Genomic DNA, 21,983 nt, shown 5'->3' on the forward strand with positions numbered 1-21,983 from the left:
CAGGTTAGATCGTGCCGACCAGCGGGAGGCCCTTTGTTGATGACGGTGACACGACCGGTATACCCGTCACGAAGTGACCGCGCTCCGCGCAGGAGGCCCGTCCGGCAGGACAACTTCGTTGCGGCGGCCTCGCTGGAGACGATGCAGATAGAGATAGATGACAGGGGTGACGTAGAGGGTGAGGGACTGTGAGAGCAGAAGTCCGCCGACGACTGCGATACCGAGAGGACGACGCGCTTCTCCCCCGATGCCCTGACCCCATGCAATAGGAGCCGCACCCAGCAGTGCCGCCATCGTGGTCATCATGATGGGACGGAAGCGCTGAAGACAGCCTTGATAGATAGCCTGCTCAGGCGGGAGTGCGTGGTTGCGCTCGGCGTCGAGAGCGAAGTCGACGATCATGATGGCGTTCTTTTTGACGATGCCGATGAGCAGGATGATGCCGAGGAAGGAGTAGAGGTTGAGATCCTGGCCAAAGATGAGCAGCGTGAGGAGTGCGCCGATGGCCGCGGCGGCCAGGCCGGAGAGGATGGTGATGGGGTGGATGAAGCTCTCGTAGAGAACGCCCAGGACGAGATAGATGACCATGACGGCGATGATGAGCAGGAGGCCGAGGCCTTTGAGGGAGCTCTGAAACTGCGCGGCTGTGCCCTGGAAGGTGAAGTTCATGCTGGCGGGGAGGCCCATCTGCGTGGCGGCGCGCAGCACGGCGCGGGTGGCGGCGTCGAGCGAGATGCCGGGCTTGAGATCGAAGTGAAAGGTGACGGCGGGAAACTGGCCGAGGTGATTGACGGTGAGAGGCGCGACGGTCTGGCTGAGCGTGGTTAGGGCGGAGAGGGGGACGAGGTGATTGGTGGTGGATGCGAGATAGATGCTGCCCATTGCTTGCGGGTCGCGTTGATACTCGCGGGCGACTTCGAGGATGACGTCGTACTGCTGGGAGGCGACGGTGATGGTGTTGGCGCGGCGATTTCCGTAGGCGTCGTAGAGGGTGTTGGCGATCTTTTCGGGGTCGATGTTGAGGGACATGGCGAGGTCGCGGCGGATGTCGACGTTGACGCGGGGGGCGCTCATCTGGAGGTCGGTGGAGACGTTGGTGAGTTCGGGAAGGGAGTCGAGTTTGTCTTTGAGGCGCGGCGCCCAACGGTAGAGCTCGTCTGCGTCAGGGCTTTGGAGGGCGGCGGAGTATTGGGATCGGGATTCGGTCTGGCCGAGGTCGACGAAGTCCGGCTGGCGGAGGTAGACCTTGAGGCCGGGGATGCGGTCGAGCTTCTTCTGAAGGTCGGCGATGATGGTTTTGACGTTGGGGCGGTGGCGGTCTCGACGGAGATTGATCCAGAGCCAGCCTTCGTTCTGGGCGTAGATGCCGGAGAGGTTGCTGTCCATCCATGGAATTGCTGCTAGCGCTTTGTTGACTTGCTCGGCGTTGGAGATCGTCTGGGCGAAGGAGCTGTCCTGCGGGGCTTCGATGTGTCCGGAGATGCCGCCGGTGTCGACGGCTGGCATGAAGCTTTTGGGGACGATGGCGAAGAGGATGGCGGTGATGGCTGTCATCGCGATGCTGGCGGCGATGGTGGCGCGGGGGTGACGGAGGACTCGATCGAGGGAATGGCGGTAGGCGCGCTCGAGTGCGGAGTAGAGGCGCTCGGTGCGGCGATGGAACCAGTTGTCTGCGTGGGTGCGCTCGCTGAGGAAGCGGCTGGAGAGCATGGGGGTGAGGGTGAGCGCGGAGAGGCCGGAGAGCAGGATGGAGACTGAGATGGTGACGGCGAACTCGCGAAGGAGTCGGCCGAGGACTCCGTTGAGGAAGAGGATGGGAAGGAAGACGGCGACGAGGGAGAGGGTCATGGAGAGGATGGTGAAGGCGACTTCGGCGGCTCCGTCGAGCGCGGCGGTGAGCGGGGATTTGCCCATCTCGCGATGGCGGACGATGTTCTCGAGCATGACGATGGCGTCGTCGACGATGAAGCCTACGGAGAGGGTGATGGCCATCATGGAGAACATGTCGATGGTGTAGTGGAGAAGGCGCATGGCGATGAAGGAGCCGAGGATGGAGACGGGGATGGTGGCGCTGGCGATGAGGGTGGAGGAGACGGTGCCGAGGAAGGCGAAGATGACGAAGACGACGAGAACGATGGTGAGGATGAGGGTGTGGTTGACTTCGGAGATAGAGTCGCGGACGATGTCGGCGTCGTCGGAGACTCGGCCGAAGGTTACGCCGGGAGGTAAGACGCTGCGGAGGTTTTGGACTGCGGCTTTGACTTGATCGGCGACCTCGACGGTGTTTGCGCCGGGCTGCTTCCGCACTGCGAGGATGACGCCGCGCCGACCGTTGATCCAGAAGGTATGCTTATCGTTGCTGGAGCTGTTGAAGACCTGGGCGACCTGGCTGAGGCGTAGCGGGACTCCGTTGCGGTAGGCGATGACGAGGTCGGAGAACTGGTCGGCGGTGGTGAGCTGGCTGTTGGCCTGGAGGGAGTAGTCTCTGGCCTCGCCGTAGAGGGTGCCGGTGGGCAGGCTTGCGCTGTTGGTGGTGAGGGCGGTGCGGAGTTGCTCGAGATCGAGGCCATAGGCGGCGAGGCGTGCGGGGTCGGCTTGGACGCGGATGGCAGGACGCTCGGGGCCGTAGACCTCGACCTGCGAGACGCCGTTGACCATGGAGATCTGCTTGGAGACGATCTGGGTGGCGTAGCGGGAGAACTCCTCGAAGGACATGGTCTGGGAGTGCATCTCGAGCCAGATGATGGGGTCGTCGGCGGGGTTGACTTTGGAGTAGGAGGGTGGTTCGGGCATGCCGGGAGGGAGGCTGCCGGTGGCGCGGGAGATGGCGGCCTGAACGTCCTGCGCGGCTGCGTCGACGCTGCGGTTGAGGGCGAATTGCAGGGTGATGTCGGTGTCGCCGACGGAGCTGGAGGAGGTCATGTTTTCGATGCCGGGGATGCGCGAGAACTCACTCTCGAGTGGGGTGGCGACGGTCGAGGCCATGGAGTCGGGGTTGGCGCCGGGGATCGAGGCGGAGACGTGGATGGTGGGGTACTCGACCTCGGGCAGGTTGCTGACGGGAAGGGAGAGGTAGCTGAGCAAGCCGAAGCCTGCGATGGCGGAGATGAGCAGCGTTGTGGTGATGGCGCGACGGATGAAGAACTCGGTAAAGCGCATGGAGGGAACCTCGTCGGCAGATGTGGCTCAGGGTGCGCCGTTGCGCACGGTGTTGTTGGTGAGGGAATCATGCGGGGACGAGCTGGAGGGTACGTCGATGGGAGAGACCCTCGCGCCGGGGGTGAGGCGCAGCTGGCCTTCGGTGACGATCATGTCTCCAGGGCGGAGGCCGCTGCCTAGAACTGCAACTTCGCTGGCTGCCTGCGGGGAGGGTGGGGGCCGATACGTACGCAGCACGGTGACGGGGACCATGGTTGCGACGCTTGCTTGAATGCGCCACGCGTACTTTCCCTCGAGGCCCTGCTGGATGGCGGACTGCGGAACGACGAGCTGGTTGGCGTCAACCCGCAGACGGAGGCGGACGTTGACGAACTCGCCGGGCCAGAGTGCTCCGTCGGTGTTGGGGAATGTGGCCTTGAGCCGGATGGTGCCGGTAGCGGGATCGACGGTGTTGTCGATGAAGTCGAGACGGCCTTTGCCTAGAGGTACGTCACCAGGGCCGGCCTCGACTTCGAGGGGGCCGAGGGAGCTGAGGCGCTGTACTTCGGCGAGGGCTTGCTCTGGAACGCCGAAGGTGACGCGGATGGGCGCGAGCTGAAGGAGGGTGACGAGCGTTGTGTCGTTTTCGCGAATCACGTTGCCGGCTTTGACCATGGCGGCACCGGCACGGCCTGCGATGGGAGCGACGACCTGGGCGAAGCTGAGCTGCAGTTGTGTCTGGGCGAGGCGAGCGCGGTCGGCGTTGATGGCCCCGGCGGCGGCGGCGATTGCGGACTTGTCGGCCTGGAGGCTGGCGCGCGTGGTGTCGCTTGCGGTGACGGCTTGCTTAACACTCTGGCCGGAGAGGACGCCGAGCTCGCCTAACTTGACGGCGGTGTCCGCCTCGGACTGGCTCTGCTTCTGCGAGGCCGCATCTCGCGCGGCGATGGCGGTCGCTTGTTGCTCCATTGCGATGTCACGAGAGAGCTCGGCTTGCTGTTGTGCCTGCTGGCGGCTTAACGTGTCGCGGTCGATGGTGAAGAGTAGCTGGCCCTTGGTAACGTTTTGTCCTTCTGTGAAGGCGACCTCTTTGATCTGCCCGGCTACGCGCGGCTTGACCTCGACACTCTCGACGGCCTCGACGTTGCCAACTGCTGCGATCTCGAGCGGCACATCCTGCGATACGGCACGGGCGATGTGAACGGGGACGCCCTCGGGAGGAGAGGTATTGGCATGGGCCACGACACGGGAGCAGGACGCGAGGGGAATGCAGATTAATGTGCAGAGAAGCGCGAGGGTTTTGTTCGCCTGCATAGCGGTAGTACCTCAGTGTCAGGATGAGCCTCGGGGGCGGCGCCTGAAAACCGATATGCAGCCGGATACGCTAAAGCTGCAGGGAGGATGGCAGGACGCGCGGTGGAGTATGTCGCTGCTGGCTTCGCTGGCTTTGAGATAGATGCGGGGGAGAGCTTCAGGTATTGGGATAGTGAGTCAGTTTGATGTGAACGACTCAACTTGCCGAAGAGCCGATTTTCCGGGCACCTCTAGCGAAAGGGCCTTTTCATTCTTGTCCAGCATGCGGATGATGATTCGACTTGGCGAAATGGAATCGAACGAGGGCGTGGAGATGCCTTGGAATGCCGGAAATATTCTCAGGATCAACTCGACTCAGGTCCAACGCTACGAACGATATTTACGATTGATTTGGGAGTGGCACATGAAGATCCTCTGCATCGGCATGGCGTTGCAGTATTGGCTGTTCCACCCACTTCCACGACAAAGCAGCGTAGCAAAGCGTCACCGCAAGGGCCACGGCTGCGGAGGCCAAAGAGTGACGGGTAAACTGTCGTATAAACACGAGTGCGGCGAGATGAATTAGATAGACGGAATAGCTGATACGTCCGAGATACACCATTGGTCTGGTTCGTAGAAAGTTAACGCAACGACCGCTCAATATCCAGATAAACCCAGCTGCGTAGCCCACGAGGATGAGTTCGTACAGCCAGACATTAACTAATGCTGTGTCTGCGCCAGGTTGGAACCAGGGATGCATGGAGAGCATGCACAGCGCAAACACTATTATTGCGGCCAACCATGATCCTTTTATTCCCCATCGAAATATGGCTGCCGGGTAGTGACGCCAAACCATTGCGATCAATGCACCTGCAGCCAGGAGATCCATTCGAAAAGGCAACGCAGTATAGATTAGCCAATGACGCGTGAAATAGGCGGTTGCAAACCAGCGAAGCAGCGGCGCGGCAAGAATCAGCACCCCTGACAGCCATGCGAGCGCCCTCTCACTCAGCAGATAAACCAGAATAGGCCATATAAGGTAGAACTGCTCTTCCACTGCGAGCGACCATAGAACCCCATGCCCGTAAGGCACCGGTGGCGCAAAGGCAGGCATGTTCATCAAGAAGAAGTACAAGTACCAGCGGTGCGTCCAGGCCCATCCAAACAACACGGACGTAACGATAAGAAACAAGATGTAGGGCGGAAGGATTCTTTGCGCTCTCCGCTTATAGAAAGCGACGATGTACGTGCGCCAGGTATTTTGACTACGCAAGTCCAGTAGAACCCCCGTGATCAAAAAACCGGAGAGAATGAAGAACAGATCAACCCCACTCCACAGCAACTGCGAGCGAACTGCGTGACTCATGAATACCATCAGTACAGCAATGGCTCTGAGCCCATCCAGTTGCGTGATGCGCTTACCGTCTGGCATTTTGCCAGAAGCGGATTGGGTCACTTGCATTCTTGTCATTCTTCGTTGGTCTTCGTGAGCATATCGCTCTTCAACGGCCCATTTTGCCATCCTAGTGCGGATGTTGCGAAATTAAGCCAGCTTGCTGAATCTCTCTGCACCGGGCTTTCGAAGTATGAATGCTATAGCCAAATCTATCGCGTGAATACGGGTTCAATTGTCATGGATTTGTCATCGCAGTATCACTGAGCGAGCGATTCTGAGTTCGATCAGCCAAGGGGCATGGGAGACTCGTCGGCGATCCTCCGCCAATGAACCCCTCGCGAATGCCAGGTCCAGTCCAATTCGCTTCTTTGGGGGCGATAGTGTCATTCACGCAAAACGGAGTTTTCGGCAACTTCGTTTGTTCCGGACTCGAAACTGTCTCACTACCGGCATTTGCCTCGTGCTGGAGAGGGGAGCGAGATGTAACATGGTTGCCTGCAAGAATGAGGGCTTTGGCTGCAAAGATGTTGGAGCCGCGGGGGAGACGATAGATCCTGATTCTTGCACGCTCTCGCTTAGGGAAGTGCGGCGTAGATTTGACGTGGAAAGAACCTTTCAGGATTAGAGAAAGGATGTGCGCATGAACACTCTCACCACTTCTCCGGAGTACCGGCAGGCTCCAGCGATCTTGCAGGAGAAGACAGCCGAGGAAGGCGCTGCACCTGCAAGCAGGCATCTCAACGGCTACCTGTTGATCCTGTCGCTGGCGGCAGTACTGGCGCTCGCTACTGCAGCGGAGTGTGGGTCGGTGATGCATCCGGCCTCGCTGGTTTATGGCGCAGTTCTGTGGGGTTGGTGGGGAACGATTGCGTGCGTACTGTGGAAGCTGGCGCCGCGCTTACCGATTGTCTCCAGCCTTTCCGTGAAGACGATTGTGCTGCACGCGGTTGCGGGATCGATGCTTGCGCTGGTTCATCTGCTGATGCTGTGGGGTATCGGTTTTCCGCTCGGCTGGGGTCCGGGGGAAGAACGCCTGATGTGGGGGGTCCTGTTCAACGTCAACCGGTTCGGCATCGAGCTCCTGCTCTATGGGTTCATTATCGGGGTTACGGGAATCGTTCAATACAAGTTGCGGGCGCAGGACGATGCGATGCGATCGCTCGAGCTTCAGAAGCAGCTCTCTTCGGCTCACCTGCGTGCGCTGCAGATGCAGCTTGAGCCTCACTTTCTCTTCAACACGCTGAACGCAATTACGACGCTGGTGGAGCTTGGGAGACAGCGGGAGGCGGTGGAGATGCTGTCTCATCTGAATGCGATTCTGAAGAGCACGTTGAAGCGGACGACACCGGAGAAGGTTCCGCTCTCGCAGGAGCTGGAGATGATCGATAACTATCTGGCGATCGAGCAGATTCGATTCGCGGATCGGCTGAAGGTCGAGATCAAGGTCGATCCTGGGGCGCTGGACAGCCTGGTGCCGTGTTTTTTGCTTCAGCCAATTGTTGAGAACGCGATTCGGCATGGGATTGCGCATTGTGTGAGTGAGGGCGTGGTGGAGGCCTCTGCGCGACGCGACGGTGGGAGTCTGCATCTGAAGGTGCGCGATACGGGAGCCGAAGCCGGTACGCAGACGCAGGAGGGACACGGGATTGGGCTGAAGAATACGCGGGAGCGATTGCTGCACTTTTACCAGAACGAATTTGCGATGAGGGCACAGCCGCTGGAGGATGGCGGCTTCGAGGTTGCGATCACCATTCCCTACGAGCCGCAAGCCCTATGAAGCTGAAGACGCTGATTGCCGATGACGAACCACTGGCGCGGGAACGCCTGCGTTTTCTGCTTGCCGGGGATGATGAGGTGGAGGTTGTAGGCGAGTGCAGGAACGGCAGTGAGGTGTTGGCTTCGCTGAAGGCGCTGCGGGTCGACGTTTTGTTTCTGGATATTCAGATGCCAGGCAGGGGAGGGTTTGAGGTGATCGAGCAGGTGGGCGCGGCGCAGATGCCGGTGACGGTATTTGTAACCGCTCATGATCAGTATGCGCTGCGCGCGTTTGGGGTGCATGCGCTTGATTACCTGACGAAGCCTGTGGAACCGGAGCGGCTGAAGGCTGCGCTGGCTCAGGTGAAGAAGCGTATTGTTTCGAATACAGCGTTGTTGAACCAGGAGCGGTTGAAGCAGGTTCTGGCTGAACTGGAGACGGGAGACGCTGGTACGAAGGAGTATCCGAAGAGGCTGCTGGTGCCGAATGGGGCGAAGGATACGGTGGTGAATGTTCAGGAGATCGAGTGGATTGAGGCGCAGGATTACTACTCGTGCCTGCATGTGGGGGCGAAGAGTTTTATGCTGCGGGAGACGGTGAAGCAACTGGCTAACATGCTTGACCCGAATCGCTTCGTGCGAATTCACCGGTCTACGATTGTGAACATGGACTATGTGCGCGAGGTGGCGCGGGAGGGGCGTGGTGAGGGGGCGGTGATTCTGACGCGGGGGCAAAGGCTGAAGATGAGCAAGACTGGCTGGCAGAATCTGGTGGTGGCGAGCCGCAGGCTTTGAATCTGGGCGTGGGCGGTGCTGTCAGGCGGAGCTATCAGATGCGGCTCAGCGCGGGTGGTCTGGCGGGCGTCGGCGCACTACACTAGAAGGATGAGCCAGACTGCCGCTTCGATTGCGACGATGTTTTCCGAGATTGCGGGTAAGGTTACCGAGGGCTCCCGGATTGGGCGGGATGAGGCGCGGTGGCTTTGGAACAACGCGTCCGATGAGGAGTTGCGTTTGCTTGCCGCCGTGGTGCGCGGGCGATTTCACGCTCCGGCTTCGTGCACGTACATGGTGATGCGGATCATCAACTATACGAATGTGTGTGTGGCGCAGTGCGACTACTGCGCGTTCTACCGGCTGCCTGGGCAGGAGGGCGGGTATGTGTTGAGCCATGAAGACGTGTTTGCGAAGCTGGACGAACTGCTGGCGCTGGGAGGGGATCTGGCGGCGTTCAATGGCGGGTTCAATCCGCATCTGCCGCTGAGTTATTACTGCGAGTTGTTTGCTGCGATTCGCGCGCGGTATGGCGATGCGCTGGAGTTTTATGCGCTAACGATTGCGGAGTTTATGTATCTGGCGGATCATGCGAAGCTGAGCTACCCGGCGGCGGCGGAGCGGTTGAAGGATGCAGGCGTGCGGTGGATCACTGGCGGCGGGTCGGAGATTTTGACTGAGGAGTTTCGCGCGCGGCACTCGAAGTTCAAGTACACCGTGGCGCAGTACTTTGAGGCGCAGCGGGCGATTGTTGAAGCAGGGTTGAAGACGACGGCGACGATGGTGATCGGATTTGACGAGAGCCTGGAGGAGCGGCTGGAACATCTCGAGCGCACGCGGCTGTTTCAGGATGAGACCGGTGGGCTGGCGAGTTTTCTGTGTTGGACGTTCAAGCCTTACTTTACGCAGATTGGTGGGATTGAAATTACGACGGCGGAGTATCTGCGGCACCTGGCGTTGTGTCGGATTTATCTGGATAATATTCCGCGAATTCGTAGTTCGGTACTTACTCAGAATGAGCAGGCACTGGGTGGGTTGAACTATGGTGCGGATGACTTTGATCTGCCGATCGAAGATGAAGTGACGCAGAAAGCAGGGGCGACGATCAGCCTGGACTTTGAGCGAATCTTGAACTATGCGCGGGAGCTTGGGTATACGCCGAAGTATCGGCATGTCTCGCTGGGTCAGCCGCCTTGGGTTGATGAAGCTTAGCCTGGAGATTTGATGGTGGAGTGTGAGCCGTACCTCTGGTGTCTTTCGAGGTACGGCTTTTTTGTTAGCGTCCGACGACGATGACTGAGAAGGTGCCGGGGATTGGAGTGGGGCGAAACTGTAACTCTTCGGAGACGGTGCCAGTGTTCTGGCCGAACTTGGAGGTTACAAGGTATGCCTTGTCGTCCTTCTGACTGACGACCATCGTTCTCGCGCCGGGTTGAGTGTTTACCTGCTGAATACGGGAGTATTTAGCGAGCCCGTCGCGGCGAAAGATGGAGAGCGTGCCGGTGGCATCGGCGACGAAGAGCAGGTTGTGCCGGGCATCGAAGTCGATGTCACCGGCGTTCGGTGGAGCATCTCCGATAGGGGTGACGTGGCCGGTCTCTGTGTCGACTGAGATTAGCTTGTGATCTTCGCAGGCTGTGAAAAGTTGATGGTGAGCGCTGTCGCTGACTAAGCCGCTTGGACCAGTGCAGGGCGCCAGTTGCCACGACGATGTGATCTTCTTTGAGGCGGCGTCGATGCGGGTGATCTGACCGAGGGCTGGGAGCGCGACGAAGACGGCTCCTTTTCCGTCGCCGATCGCGGAGCCGGGGCGGCTATTGAGGGGGATTGTTGCGATGACCTGGTTGGTTGCGGCGTCGATGACGGTCGCGCTGTGGCTATGCGAGTTGAAAGCGAGGACGGAGTTTGAAACGGGGTCGAAGACGATGGAGGCGGGGACGGCGCCGGTGGAGATGGAGGCGACTACTTTGAGGCTGGAGCGGTCAAAGACGCGGACGAAACCGGCTGTTCCATCGGTTACGTCGGTGACGTAGCCGTATTTGCCGGAGCTATCGAGCGCGATGTCGCGGATGTTTTTCATGTCCTCCACTTCACCGAGGAGCTTGCCGGTGTCGGTGTCCACGACCATCACGCGATTGGTTCGAGGAATGTAGAGACGGTGAGCCGGGGCGTCGAGAACGAGGAAGCCCCATCCTCCTTTGCCGCCGAGGTTCCACTGGTTCTGCACGTGGAACTTTGGTAAGGCGGTTGGGCTTGCAGCGTGGAGGAGATGCGTGAAGGGGGCAGTCGCAATTCCCGCGAGGAGGAGGGTTGAGGGGAGGACTTTTGAGATTAATTTCTGTACGCGGAGATTCTTCATTTTTTATTATGACCAGTGTTCTTAAGAAATTACTTCGACGGCCAGCATGGGCTGACCGTCGAAGGGTGGATCTTGAAACGTGCTGCGGTTATTTGGTGGAGAATTGGAAGTCATCCGTCAGATCGCCAATTGCAGGGCTGTTCGTCGGGACGTAGGGGCTGTTTGCTTTCTGGATCGGGTTCGGCAGATTGTCGCGGCTGCGGTCGGAGATGGTGGGCAGGCCCCAGTTCTTCTCGATGTACTTCATGAGGGAGACGTGATCGCCATACTCGTGCGAGACGTGTCCGCCGGTGGAGTACTTCGAGACAACGATGAGGGGAATGCGGGTACCGTCGCCGAAGAAGTCGACGGGTTGGATGTAGCCGGAGTCGTAGTATCCGCCACCCTCGTCGAAGGTGACGAAGATGGCAGTGTCGGCCCAGAGGGTCGGGTTGGCTTTGACTCCGTCGATGATCTTCTTGGTGAAGCCTTCGAAGAGGTCGAGCTTGGAAGACGCCGGGTGACCATCGTTTATGCCGCTGGGCTTGACGATGGAGACTGGCGGCAGGTTGCCGGTGTCGATGTCCTCATAGAGCTCAGTCGTGTCCGCGATGTAGGTTTGGCGGGCGGCCTGAGTTCCCATGAACTGGGTCTGGTACTGGAACGGGTTGCAGATGTTGCAGTACGCATCGAAGGAGTTCGACTCGGTGGGATCGGTTACGTAGAGATCCCAGTTCTCGCCGAAGTATTTGAAGGGAACCTTGTGAGCAACGAGGTCGTCGCCGATGCTCTTCTGGCTGGTGGGAGGAATGGTGAAGGGCGAGTACTGCGAAGTGAGGGTGCCGTCGCCGTTGTAGCCGGGGTTATAGTTGTTGACGAGGTAGTAGTCGCCCTTGACGCAGTTCGGTTTTACAGGATTCTTGAGGGACTGGAGGTAGTTGGTGACAGCCGGAACGCCTGGCTGGTTGATGTCTCCGCAGTTGACGTAGCTGCCGCCGCCGTAACCGTCCTGGTCGTAGAAGTCGTTGGTTGCGACCTGGGGGTTGGGGTTTTCGATTTGGTTGGTTGGCGGCTTGGTGGCAACGCCCTTGGTGTTCGTGTAGAAGATGGCATCGCCGAAGCCAAACATGATGTGATTGGCACCGGTGCCGCCCATTACCGACTGGTGGAAGTTGTCGCTGATGGTGTAGTCATCGGCAAGCTTCTTGAAGTACGGAGCGTCGCCCTGGGCCATGTTGTAGAAGCCCATGGAGGTGGCGCCTTCGCCGGTGGTGGTTTCGTTGAAGTTGGCTGGCTGCTTGGCTCCGTTGCCGCCGGTGCCGACGGAGACTTCAACCCAGGGAAAGAGGTCGTTCAAGCAACCGCTGGCGTTGTCTTCGGTGGCGTAGTCGGCGTTGCAGTCGACCTGCTGCCACATCTGGAAGAAGCGGTGAACGGGGCTGTTGGTGTAGGCGTCGTACGGCAACTTGGATCCACTGAGCTGAAAGACACCTTCGCGCAGGTTGGTGTCGTTCGTAATGCGAGTGTCGGGCTTGCCGCCGGCGATACCAGTCGCACCGGTGAGCAGGAATTTGTCATAACCAGCCGCGAGACCGGTGTCGGCAAGTTCTGCGACCTTCAGGGTTGTGAAAGGTGCGCTGGTGGCGCTTTGCTTTTCAGGTCCGCCAGCGAGAGCCGCGGGAAGGGTGCTGTAGATGCTCTTTTCCTGTGGGCTGTTGGAATACTTTCCGTTATCAGCGGTGGTGCTATCGACGGCCGAGAACTGAGCGGAGAGGGAGTAGTTTGGACCGGGCTTGCCGTTGGCGTTGACGATGCCCTTGGAGAGGAGGTTCGAGACGGTCTCTCCTGCCTTCGGCTTGTAGGTGGCGTAGACGTGATCGAAGGTACGGTTTTCACCGATGATGATGATGACGTGCTTGATGGGGGTCTTTGTTTCGGGGACGGCAGTTTGGGCGTAGGCGGATTGTGGCAGTCCCGCAAACACTTGCAGCGCAATCAACATCATCGCGCCGCACTTCAAGGTCCCGTTAGGGGCGCTGACAGTACGTTTCAAAGTGATACCTCCGAAGAACTGAGAGAACGGATTGACCCGTTGGGGAATACAACCTCAGTGGGATAACCGTAGAGGCTTCGGCATGGTTGATGTGTCACATCAAAATGAAATGATCAATAATTACGGTTACGTTATGGGTGAGATTTCGTCGCGAGAAAAATGTTTTTGAATGTAATAACTTATTACCACTCTATTTACATTCGAGTTTGCCGCAGCGTGTGACGCTTGAGTTACACGATCACCTTGTACGGCCTCATCATCTCGTTGTCTTCATGCTCCAGGATGTGGCAGTGCCAGACGTAGAGGAGCTCGTCGCCTGGAGAGACCGGCGCTTCGTGGGGAAGATCGAAGCGCATGATGACGCGGGTGACATAGCCTGGGTAGGACTTGATCGTATCTTTGTGGGCGGGGCGCTCGTTGCTCTCCGGCGCCATTGGCCTTCCTGTGAAGACGAGCTTGCCGGTCTGCTGATAGGTTGGCACATCGAAGGTCTGGCGATTCAAGACCTGGAAGCGCACGAGATGAATGTGCAGTGGATGAACGTCGCCGGTGATGTTGACGAAGGACCAGATCTCTGTCGAACCTGCCTTTGGATCTTCGGTGATGGGTTCGTGCCAGCGTGCGTTGCCGAGAAGGCCGATGATGACGTAGCCGTCGGAGGGGCGCTCTTTTTCTGAGACGAGGAGGAGACGCTCGCGGGTCGCATAGGTGGGAACGAGCGGCTCGAACGGGACGAGCGCTTCGGGGACGACGCTGGTGTCCGGGCTGGAGAGCGGCTTTGTCACTTTGAAGAGCATGACGTCTTCGGCGAGGTACTGGCCGCCCATCGTGTAGGGTGCGGGGGCGTCGTTTATCAGCGAGAAGGATTTGCCTTCAGAGCCGGAGAAGTCGATGACGATATCGAAGCGCTCGGCGGGCCCGATGAGGAGGTAGTGGAGTTCGAGGGGGGCAGGGAGGAGGCCGCCGTCGGTGCCGATCTGCTGGAAGGACGGGACGTCGAAGGAGTCGTTCTGGATCTTTCCGGTGGCGTCGGAGTTGAAGAGGCGCAGGTGATAGAAGCGTGCGTTCGCGGCGTTGACGATTCGGAAGCGATACTTGCGCGGCTCAACCTCGAGGGATGGGGTGACTTTTCCGTTGACGCAGTTGTAGTCGCCGTAGAACTCCTGGATCCAGATGGGGTGTTCCTTCGGGCCGTTGACAACTTTTGGATAGTAGAGGGAGCCGTCGTGGTGGAAGAGGCGGTCCTGCAGCATGAGGGGGATTTCGTAGTCGCCTTGAGGGAGGTTGAGAGCTTTTTCCGCTTCGTCGCGAATGAGATAGAAGCCTGCTAATCCGGCGTAGACATTCAGCCGCGTGATGCCGAGGCAGTGATCGTGATACCAGAGGGTGGTGGAGGGTTGGCAGTTGGGATAGGCCGAGGGGCGGGGGTTGAACTTCGCGCCGTGCGGCCCATGTTCGCCTTGCGCTGTGAACCAGGCTTCGGGGTAGCCGTCGTCGTCGGGCATTGCGCAGGCGCCGTGGAGATGCGCAACGTTGCGGACTGCGGGTAGAGACGATTCCGCGCCGTGGATGGAATGATCGATGGGGAGGAGATGCGTTGTGGGAAGCTTGCTGATCCAGTTGATGCTGAGGGGCTGGCCGCTCTGGGCTTCGATGGTTGGGCCGGGCCAGGAGCTGTTGTATCCCCAAAGGGTCGTCGGCGGGAGATCTCGGTGCACCTTTTGCTGAAACTGGTGCATTTCGATGTCGATGACTTCGTTTGGTTTTCCTGTGGCGCGGATAACCGGCGGGATCGGCAGCGGATCGACGTAGCGGGTGAGTTTGACTCCGCTGCGGACCTGGGCGGGCGAGGCCATTGCCTGTTGCATCGCGGGCACGGTTCTGCTGAGGGTGAGGCCGGCGGCGGAGGTGAGACCGCGTTGGAGTAGGCGGCGTCTGCTCAGCATCGTGCGGGGCCAGGATCGTATGGATTTTTTGCGAGGGAAGAGTCCATTAATTCCGGTTCAATCTGCTTTTGTCCAATGTGGCTGCAAAGAAAGACACTAGTCTGATCCTGTTACGGCAAGATGAAGGTCTCCGGAGCTGGGCTAAGGGAAATAGAATGAAGGAGCATGCCGAAAGCGACACTTTCCGTAGCCATCATCACTCTGAATGAAGAAGCCAACCTCGCGCGGACACTCTCCAGCGTGCGGTTTGCGGACGAGGTGGTTGTGGTGGACTCGGGCTCGACCGATCGTACTCTGGAGATCGCGGAGTTGTTTGGGGCGAAGATTTTTGCGGAGCCGTGGAAGGGATTTGCGAGACAGAAGAACTCTGCGATCGAAAAGTGTGTGGGGACGTGGGTTCTTTCCTTGGATGCGGATGAAGAGCTGACGGCGGAGCTGCAGAGGGAGATTGGGCGGATGCTCGAGGTGGACAGCGAGATGCGACCACAGGTGGACGGTTATCGGCTTCGGCTGCGGCATGTCTTTCTGGGGCGCTGGATGCGTCATGGAGGCTACTATCCGGATCTCAAGTTGCGCTTGTTTCGCCGTTTGACGAGCGCTGGTGCGGCCGGGTTTACTGATCGGCCGGTGCATGAGTCGGTGCAGGTTGCGGGAAGGGTTGAGACGATGAAGAATGATTTTCTCCATCATGGCTATCCCGATCTGAATATCTATCTGGAACACATGAATCGCTATAGCAGTCTTGGCGGAAAGATTGTTGCGGCAAAGGGGAAGGTCAGCCGTTCGTGGGTGGCTTTCTGCTGGAACGTTGTTTTGGTTCCGATCCTTACATTCGTCTGGAACTTTGGGTTTCGTCTGGGGTTTTTGGATGGGCGCGAAGGGTTGCTACTCCATCTTTATCATTCGGCTTACGTCAGCTGGAAGTATGCCAAGGCGTGGCTTATCGGACGTCATGCTGACTCCCTTTGAGACGCCCGTGTGGCGGATTGGAAGAGGTAGACGGTGAGGATGGTCATGAGGGGTTCGAGCGGGTGGCGAAAGCGGGCCTGGACTGTGACGAAGTAATAGGTGAGCGGTAGAAGTGCGAAGGCCCATGCAAAGAGGGTGGCTCCCGGGATTCGCTGCTTGAGCGCTAGAAAGAGGCCTAGAAGTGCGGCGAGGCTGACGAAGCTGTAGTTCAGGACGCGGAAGGCTTCGTTGAGGACTCCCTTTTCGACGGGCTTGGGAACGCTGATCCAGTAAAAGTAGAGTCGTTTGAGAGCGAGTTCGAAGAAGCGCAGTTTGTGGGTGCGGATATGTTCGCGCGCGAGCTTTCCTTCGCTTTGGACGTAGGCGTACTCTCCCATGTTTTTGTATCGGAGGTACTCCGGGCAGACGTCACAGATGGGCACTCTGGTGCCGACGGTGAAGCCGTTGTAGGAGTCAAGAACGGAGTCGTGCAGCTCTGCGCCGAGATTGCCGCGAATCGGAATGAAGGCGTGAAAGACTCTCTCGTTGCGCACCATCCACGGCAGGAGACAGGCGAGAAAGATAATTGCTGCGATGATCGCTTTGCCTATTGCGGGGCCGAGCGCCGATGGTTGCTTTGCTGCGCCGAGGAGCATCCAGATGCCGCACACGGGGAGGAAGAGAAGGATCGTGGAGTTCAGCAGCGCGATCATGCCCCAGAAGAGGCCGAAGAGGCACCAGCGGAGGGTTGTTTGAGGATTCGGTTCCGGGGTGTCTTCTCCTATGCTGCGAACACGCAGGGCGATCACGATAACGGCGGAGAAGAGAAAGGCTGTGAGGGCCATGTCCCAGACCCAATGGACGGCATATTGCAAGGCGGCGGGGTAGAGCGCCCAAAGCCAGGCTGACCAGAGGGCGATCTTGCGGGCTCGTCCGGTGGGTTGAAAGCATCTTGAGGCGATCTCGAATATGAGAAGAGCCGTTGCTGCGGAGAAGATGCTGTTGAGGGTGAGGATCACCCAGGCGGACTTCGCCGTATAGATGCCGAAGAGCTTGAAGACGCTGGCAAGGAGCAGTGGGTAGAGTGGCGGTACCCAGGCGGTGGGGCCGGAGTGGCCTGTGAATGGGTCGGCGTAGCCAAAGCCGGTGGTGAGTGCGCGGGCGATGCGGCCCATCTCCCACCCGAATTGCAGGTGGTCCTCCGATGGGCGGATGCGATAGGTGTGGGCGAGGGTGATGTAGAGGACGCGGAGAAGTATGCCGGCCCAGAAGATATACCGCGGTGCTCGGAAGGGGTGGGACTGTTCCTGCGTCTGTGAGGTTGGCATCCGCTAATTCCTGCGTCTAGCTGCGACCGGCGCGGGGTTGAGCGATGACGAGTCCGCGAGGAGTCGGTAAAAAGACGACGGAGAGCAGACCCTCGGACTCCATCGACTTCGCCGCGTCACGGACGACCTTGTGGTGCGAGCTGGCGTCGTGCATGAGGATGAGGCCGTTGGGGTTGATCTGCGGAAGGAAGCGCTTGACCTCCTGCTCGCGGATTGGCATGTCGGAGTCGGAGAAGAAGAGATCGATTGTGCCGTCGATCTTCATCTCAAGGCTGGACTGGTTGCGGAGTTCGATCCAGGGCTTGAGCGGGGACGCTTCTAAGCGTTCTTTGGCGCGAGCGTAGACGAGCGGGTCAAACTCGCAGCTGATGACTTTGCCGAAGCCGTTGCGCTCGAGGCCCTTTGCGATCCATTCGGTTGAGACGCCGAGGAAAGATCCGGTTTCAACGACGAGCGTAGGCTTGATGGTTGTAACCAGCGTCGCGAGGAATTCGAGGACTTCGAGTTCCGCGGTCATGGAGTCGATCATGCTCCAGTGCTCGGGTTGTGGGCACTCGGGCGTGGCGCGGTGGGACTCGGACTGGAGCGTACCGGCGGCGCGATCATGCTGGAGCATGACCTTATGTTCCTGCTTTATCTTCTTGCTGAATAAACCCATGCAAAACTCCCTGATCTTCCATTATGCGGGATTAGCAGGCATAACGAGCAATGACAAAGGCTCAGGCGATTCGCGAACAGGGAGCCCATGACGGCAACGTCGACTTTTCGTCTCGGCGGCCCGACCGATATCTGATTTTGGCCTACATTAGAGCAATCCTTTGCCGTATGAGAAAAATGTAGATAATGGCCAGCGAGCGGTCAGGCGGAGTTTTCGACTTCCGTGGTTCTTCCCGAGTGAAGGAATAGAACAAGCAAGCCAGGAGACGACGCTGCATGAGCAAGACGTTCGCGGGGCAACTGATATCAGAAGCAGTGGCTATGTTCCTCATTATTGCGTTCGGCGATTCGGTCGCGGCAATGTACACGCTGTACAGTCCAAGCCCCTACCAGCAGGCCTATTGGGGAGTGTGCATCGCATGGGGGCTGGCGGTAACGATCGCTATCTATACGACGGGCTCGGTGAGTGGTTGCCACGGAAATCCAGCCGTTACGCTGGCGCTTGCGGTATATCGAGGGTTTTCCTGGGGCAAGGTGCTTCCGTATTGCCTTGCGCAGGTGACGGGCGCCTTTCTGGGGGCGGGGATCGTCTATACGCTGTTCTCGCCGCTGATCGACAACTTCAATCTGACGAACCACCTTACTCGAGCTGCGGGAGGGGCTGCGGGGGTCTTCTTTACTCATCCGGGCCTGGCGATCACACCCATGCACGCCTTTGGCGATGAGATTATCCTCACTGCGTTTCTGATCTTTGGCATCTTTGCGATTACCGAGCAGTACAACGAGATGGCTCCCGGTGCGAATGCGGGGGCGCTCATGATCGGATTTCTGGTGGCGTTGATTGGGGCGTCGATGGGTTATCTGGAGGCGTGGGCGCTGAACCCTGCGCGTGATTTTGGACCACGGCTGTTCTGTTTTCTCGCAGGCTGGGGTGCTTCTGCGCTTCCTTCGCCGCAGAGCTATTGGTGGATTCCCATTGTTGCTCCGTTGCTCGGCGGACTGGTGGGCGGTGGAACTTATCAACTTCTGATTCTGCCTTTTTTGCCAGCGCGACAGAAGGCGCTCGATGCAGCGAAGACGTAGTGCTCGAGAGGAAGAATATTCTTTCAAGTTACGGACATCCAAGGAGACAAGATGAAGTATGTACTCTCACTCGATCAGGGAACGACGAGCTCTCGCGCGATCCTCTTCGACCACGACGGGCAGATTGCGGGGACTGCATCGCGTGAGTTCCCGCAGATCTATCCGAGCAGTGGCTGGGTAGAACATGACCCCTTCGACATTCTGACCTCACAGTTGAGCTCTGCGATTGAGGTGATGGGTAAAGCTCGAGTACGCCCAAGAGATGTCATCGCTCTGGGGATCACCAACCAGCGGGAGACTACGATCGTCTGGGATCGCGAGACGGGGAAGCCGGTCTATAACGCGATTGTCTGGCAGGACAGCCGTACCGGCGGCATGATGAAGAGGCTCGCCGATGATGGGGCTGAGGAGACGGTCCGTCAAAAGACAGGACTCTTGCTGAGCCCTTACTTTTCTGCGAGCAAAGTCGCATGGATCTTGGAGAATGTTGAAGGAGTGCGCGCTCGTGCCGAGGCAGGAAAACTCGCCTTCGGCACCGTCGACAGCTGGCTGGTTTGGAATTTGACCAGTGGCAAACGTCATGTCACGGATCGGACCAACGCTTCACGTACGCTTCTCTACAACATCGTTGAAGACAGGTGGGACGACGACCTGCTGAAGCTCTTCAATATTCCCAAGAGCCTTTTGCCTGAAGTTGTGTGGTCCAACGAGAAGGTGGGACAGGTGACGACCACACTTGGGCTGGGCGAGGTGGAGATTGCAGGCATTGCCGGGGATCAGCAATCGGCCTTGTTTGGGCAGCTTTGCGTCTCTCCTGGTGACGCTAAGAATACCTACGGTACGGGTTGTTTTCTGTTGCAGAATATTGGCGGTAAGTTCACGCTTTCGAGCCATCGCCTGATTACAACGCTTGCCTGCAGCACGGACCGGACGCTTGCTTATGCACTCGAAGGCAGCATTTTTATAGGCGGCGCTGTGGTGCAGTGGCTTCGGGACAACATGAAGTTTTTTCGGAAGTCCTCGGAGGTGGAGGCGGTTGCGGCCTCTGTGCCTGACTCGGATGGTGTGGTCTTTGTGCCTGCATTTACGGGCCTTGGAGCGCCCTACTGGGATGCGCAGGCAAGAGGGCTGATCATAGGCCTGCAACGCGGAACACAGATCGCTCACATAGCGAGAGCGGCCGTCGAGAGCATCGCGTTTCAGGTGGCGGACGTTCTTCGTGTGATGGATTCGGATACAAAGAATCCCTTTACGGAGCTTCGCGTGGATGGGGGAGCCGCAGCCAATGATGGCCTGATGCAGTTTCAGGCGGACCTTCTGGGCGTGCCGGTTCGCCGTCCTGCTGTGCTGGAGACGACTGCTCTTGGTACCGCTTATCTGGCGGGTCTCTCCAGCGGATTCTGGGATAGCATCGATGAGCTGAAGCTGCATCGCAAGGCTGACACACTCTTCGAACCAAGGACGGATAAGAAGCATATGCAGAAGCTGCAGGACAACTGGAGAGAGGCTGTCGAGCGTTCTCGCCACTGGAACAAGGAGAGCAGATGAATCGCGATGAGATGTTAGCCCGTGTACGCAACCGCAAAGAACCCTGGGACATTGTGGTGATCGGCGGAGGAGCCACAGGCGCCGGGGTTGCCGTTGATGCGGCATCGCGAGGGTATGATGTTCTGCTTTTGGAGCGGGAAGACTTTGGCAAAGGAACCTCCAGCCGCGCTACGAAGCTTGTTCATGGAGGTGTCCGTTACCTTGAGCAGGGAAATGTCTCGCTTGTGATGGAGGCACTGAAGGAGCGCGGGATCCTGCTGCGGAACGCTCCTCACATCGTGAAAGATCTGAAGTTCATCGTTCCCAACTACTCCTGGTGGGAGGCGCCGTTCTATGGGATTGGGATGAAGGTCTATGACTTCCTCGCAGGGAAGTACAGCTTTGGCTCGTCCAAGGTGCTTTCCCTGGAAGAGACGTTGCAGCTTCTGCCCACGATTCGCAGGGACGGTCTGCGGGGCGGGGTGATGTACCACGACGGGCAGTTTGACGACACGCGTCTCCTGATCAATCTGATGACGACTGCCGCGGAGCATGGTGCGACTCTTTTGAACTATGCGGGTGTCGTTGAGTTGAAGAAGGATGAGTCGGGCTTTGTGCAGGGGGTGGTGGCGGTAGATGGTGAAAGCGGGGAGAAGTTTGAGATTGAGGCGCGTTCCGTGGTGAATGCGACAGGCATCTTCACCGATGAGATTCGCCGGCTGGCGGAGCCCGGGGTCGAACAGATGATGGCTCCCAGTCAAGGTATTCATCTTATGTTCGACCGCTCCTTCCTGGTGGGCGACACGGCTTTGCTTGTACCCCAAACCGACGATGGACGCGTACTGTTTGCCGTTCCCTGGCACAACCGCACTCTGGTCGGTACTACGGATACGCCCATCGAGACGATATCGTACGAGCCGCTACCTTTTGAGGAGGAGATCGACTTTGTGCTTGAGACGGCGGGCCGTTATCTGAGCCACAAGCCGACTCGGGAAGATATTCTCAGCGTCTATGTCGGCATTCGCCCGCTGGTAAAGGCTGCAGGAGCCAGCGACGGAAAGACTTCGTCGCTGTCGCGCGACTATACGATTCATATCGACCACTCCGGTCTGCTCACTATTGTCGGTGGGAAGTGGACAACCTATCGACATATGGCCGAAGACACAGTGGACCATGCCATGACTCTCGGAAGACTGGACGAAAAGCCATGTGTTACAGCGACCATGCACATTCATGGCTATCATCAGCATCCCGAGGAGTTTGGTAGTTTGTCCGTTTATGGCTCAGATGCACCGGCAATTCTGGAACTATCCAAAGAAAGCCCTGAACTTGCCGGACTCCTTCATCCTGATCTGCCTTATACAGCGGCAGAGGTTGTGTGGGCCGCACGAAATGAGATGTCTCGCACGTTGGACGATGCTCTGGCACGACGCACTCGTGCGCTGCTGTTGAACGCGCGTGCTGCAATAGCGATAGCACCTGCGGTCGCGTCTCTACTTGCTAAAGAACTCGGCAAGGATGCGGCGTGGGCCGAGGAGCAGGTGAGAATCTTTGGGGCGTTGGCAGCCCAGTACATACCACAGGGGACGAAATATCCGGCCGCGCCGCCTGTGGTGTGAGTCCGGTGATTTCGTGTAGAGCCAATCACGTGCTATCGCTTCAGGTATGCGATCAAGTCCCGCCGTTCTTCAGCCTTGGGAAGCTCATTTTGTTATCCGGTATCATCAAATCCGGATTGCTCAGCCGC

General features: G+C 58.5%; 15 protein-coding genes. 7 read left to right on the forward strand and 8 right to left on the reverse strand.

The features are described 5' to 3' along the window. Positions 1-66: 66 nt before the first annotated feature. From HDF09_RS12930 to HDF09_RS12940, 3 genes are all read right to left on the reverse strand, one after another. Complete coding sequence (locus tag HDF09_RS12930) at positions 67-3,159, reverse strand: efflux RND transporter permease subunit (RefSeq protein WP_183766884.1); 3,093 nt, start codon at positions 3,157-3,159, stop codon at positions 67-69. Between the two features lie 27 nt (positions 3,160-3,186). Continuing rightward, positions 3,187-4,452, reverse strand: coding sequence for an efflux RND transporter periplasmic adaptor subunit (locus tag HDF09_RS12935; protein ID WP_183766886.1), 1,266 nt, complete (start codon positions 4,450-4,452; stop codon positions 3,187-3,189). Between the two features lie 379 nt (positions 4,453-4,831). Continuing rightward, positions 4,832-5,893 (reverse strand): acyltransferase family protein, encoded by a 1,062-nt coding sequence (locus HDF09_RS12940; RefSeq protein WP_183766888.1) that lies wholly within the window; start codon positions 5,891-5,893, stop codon positions 4,832-4,834. Between the two features lie 574 nt (positions 5,894-6,467). Between HDF09_RS12940 and HDF09_RS12945 the strand changes: the two genes are divergently transcribed. The 3 genes from HDF09_RS12945 (at position 6,468) to HDF09_RS12955 (ending at position 9,568) form a co-directional block, all read left to right on the forward strand. After that, positions 6,468-7,604 carry a sensor histidine kinase gene (locus HDF09_RS12945; protein ID WP_183766890.1) on the forward strand — a complete coding sequence of 379 codons (1,137 nt, stop codon included), beginning with the start codon at positions 6,468-6,470 and terminating at the stop codon, positions 7,602-7,604. After that, the gene (locus HDF09_RS12950) at positions 7,601-8,377 is read left to right on the forward strand and encodes a LytR/AlgR family response regulator transcription factor (RefSeq protein WP_183766892.1); all 777 of its coding nucleotides are present in this window, start codon (positions 7,601-7,603) and stop codon (positions 8,375-8,377) included. The genes HDF09_RS12945 and HDF09_RS12950 overlap by 4 nt, the downstream gene beginning before the upstream one ends. Positions 8,378-8,467: 90 nt before the next feature. Further along, positions 8,468-9,568, forward strand: coding sequence for a radical SAM protein (locus tag HDF09_RS12955; RefSeq protein WP_183766894.1), 1,101 nt, complete (start codon positions 8,468-8,470; stop codon positions 9,566-9,568). A gap of 64 nt (positions 9,569-9,632) precedes the next feature. Here the strand turns inward: HDF09_RS12955 and HDF09_RS12960 are convergent, their stop codons facing one another. From HDF09_RS12960 to HDF09_RS12970, 3 genes are all read right to left on the reverse strand, one after another. Next, positions 9,633-10,715: a YncE family protein gene (locus tag HDF09_RS12960; protein WP_183766896.1), complete on the reverse strand. Its 1,083-nt coding sequence runs from the start codon at positions 10,713-10,715 to the stop codon at positions 9,633-9,635. A gap of 88 nt (positions 10,716-10,803) precedes the next feature. Beyond that, a complete protein-coding gene (locus HDF09_RS12965; RefSeq protein WP_260181286.1) occupies positions 10,804-12,747 on the reverse strand; it encodes an alkaline phosphatase family protein in 1,944 nt (647 codons plus the stop codon). Between the two features lie 230 nt (positions 12,748-12,977). Further along, on the reverse strand, positions 12,978-14,693 hold the full coding sequence (locus tag HDF09_RS12970; RefSeq protein WP_183766903.1) for a multicopper oxidase family protein: 1,716 nt from the start codon (positions 14,691-14,693) through the stop codon (positions 12,978-12,980). A 165-nt stretch (positions 14,694-14,858) separates the two neighbouring features. On the opposite strand from HDF09_RS12970, the gene HDF09_RS12975 reads away from it, so the two are divergent. Next, positions 14,859-15,662, forward strand: a complete 804-nt coding sequence (locus HDF09_RS12975) for a glycosyltransferase family 2 protein (protein ID WP_183766905.1) — start codon at positions 14,859-14,861, stop codon at positions 15,660-15,662. On the opposite strand, the gene HDF09_RS12980 is transcribed toward HDF09_RS12975, so the two are convergent. Together HDF09_RS12980 and HDF09_RS12985 are read right to left on the reverse strand one after the other, a co-directional pair. Further along, positions 15,644-16,969 carry an ArnT family glycosyltransferase gene (locus HDF09_RS12980; protein ID WP_221270129.1) on the reverse strand — a complete coding sequence of 442 codons (1,326 nt, stop codon included), beginning with the start codon at positions 16,967-16,969 and terminating at the stop codon, positions 15,644-15,646. The genes HDF09_RS12975 and HDF09_RS12980 overlap by 19 nt on opposite strands. A 16-nt stretch (positions 16,970-16,985) precedes the next feature. Further along, complete coding sequence (locus HDF09_RS12985) at positions 16,986-17,627, reverse strand: O-methyltransferase (RefSeq protein WP_183766907.1); 642 nt, start codon at positions 17,625-17,627, stop codon at positions 16,986-16,988. Positions 17,628-17,902: 275 nt separating this feature from the next. On the opposite strand from HDF09_RS12985, the gene HDF09_RS12990 reads away from it, so the two are divergent. Genes HDF09_RS12990 through HDF09_RS13000 form a run of 3 tightly spaced genes read left to right on the forward strand, consistent with a single transcriptional unit; the run spans position 17,903 to position 21,855 of the window. Next, positions 17,903-18,709, forward strand: coding sequence for an MIP/aquaporin family protein (locus HDF09_RS12990; RefSeq protein ID WP_183766909.1), 807 nt, complete (start codon positions 17,903-17,905; stop codon positions 18,707-18,709). Between the two features lie 51 nt (positions 18,710-18,760). After that, positions 18,761-20,257 carry a glycerol kinase GlpK gene (gene glpK, locus HDF09_RS12995; protein WP_183766911.1) on the forward strand — a complete coding sequence of 499 codons (1,497 nt, stop codon included), beginning with the start codon at positions 18,761-18,763 and terminating at the stop codon, positions 20,255-20,257. Continuing rightward, positions 20,254-21,855 (forward strand): glycerol-3-phosphate dehydrogenase/oxidase, encoded by a 1,602-nt coding sequence (locus HDF09_RS13000; RefSeq protein WP_183766912.1) that lies wholly within the window; start codon positions 20,254-20,256, stop codon positions 21,853-21,855. Before glpK ends, HDF09_RS13000 begins: the two co-directional genes overlap by 4 nt. Positions 21,856-21,983 lie beyond the last annotated feature (128 nt).

The sequence above is a fragment of the Edaphobacter lichenicola genome (genome assembly GCF_014201315.1).
Lineage (GTDB): Bacteria > Acidobacteriota > Terriglobia > Terriglobales > Acidobacteriaceae > Edaphobacter > Edaphobacter lichenicola_B.

Coding starts and splice junctions, on each gene's coding strand:
- HDF09_RS12955 (WP_183766894.1), top strand. CDS start 8,468: ATGAGCCAGACTGCCGCTTCGATTGCGACGATGTTTTCCGAGATTGCG.
- HDF09_RS12960 (WP_183766896.1), bottom strand. CDS start 10,715: ATGAAGAATCTCCGCGTACAGAAATTAATCTCAAAAGTCCTCCCCTCA.
- HDF09_RS12980 (WP_221270129.1), bottom strand. CDS start 16,969: ATGCCAACCTCACAGACGCAGGAACAGTCCCACCCCTTCCGAGCACCG.
- glpK (WP_183766911.1), top strand. CDS start 18,761: ATGAAGTATGTACTCTCACTCGATCAGGGAACGACGAGCTCTCGCGCG.
- HDF09_RS13000 (WP_183766912.1), top strand. CDS start 20,254: ATGAATCGCGATGAGATGTTAGCCCGTGTACGCAACCGCAAAGAACCC.
- HDF09_RS12935 (WP_183766886.1), bottom strand. CDS start 4,452: ATGCAGGCGAACAAAACCCTCGCGCTTCTCTGCACATTAATCTGCATT.
- HDF09_RS12990 (WP_183766909.1), top strand. CDS start 17,903: ATGAGCAAGACGTTCGCGGGGCAACTGATATCAGAAGCAGTGGCTATG.
- HDF09_RS12930 (WP_183766884.1), bottom strand. CDS start 3,159: ATGCGCTTTACCGAGTTCTTCATCCGTCGCGCCATCACCACAACGCTG.
- HDF09_RS12985 (WP_183766907.1), bottom strand. CDS start 17,627: ATGGGTTTATTCAGCAAGAAGATAAAGCAGGAACATAAGGTCATGCTC.
- HDF09_RS12945 (WP_183766890.1), top strand. CDS start 6,468: ATGAACACTCTCACCACTTCTCCGGAGTACCGGCAGGCTCCAGCGATC.
- HDF09_RS12940 (WP_183766888.1), bottom strand. CDS start 5,893: ATGCAAGTGACCCAATCCGCTTCTGGCAAAATGCCAGACGGTAAGCGC.
- HDF09_RS12975 (WP_183766905.1), top strand. CDS start 14,859: ATGCCGAAAGCGACACTTTCCGTAGCCATCATCACTCTGAATGAAGAA.
- HDF09_RS12950 (WP_183766892.1), top strand. CDS start 7,601: ATGAAGCTGAAGACGCTGATTGCCGATGACGAACCACTGGCGCGGGAA.
- HDF09_RS12970 (WP_183766903.1), bottom strand. CDS start 14,693: ATGCTGAGCAGACGCCGCCTACTCCAACGCGGTCTCACCTCCGCCGCC.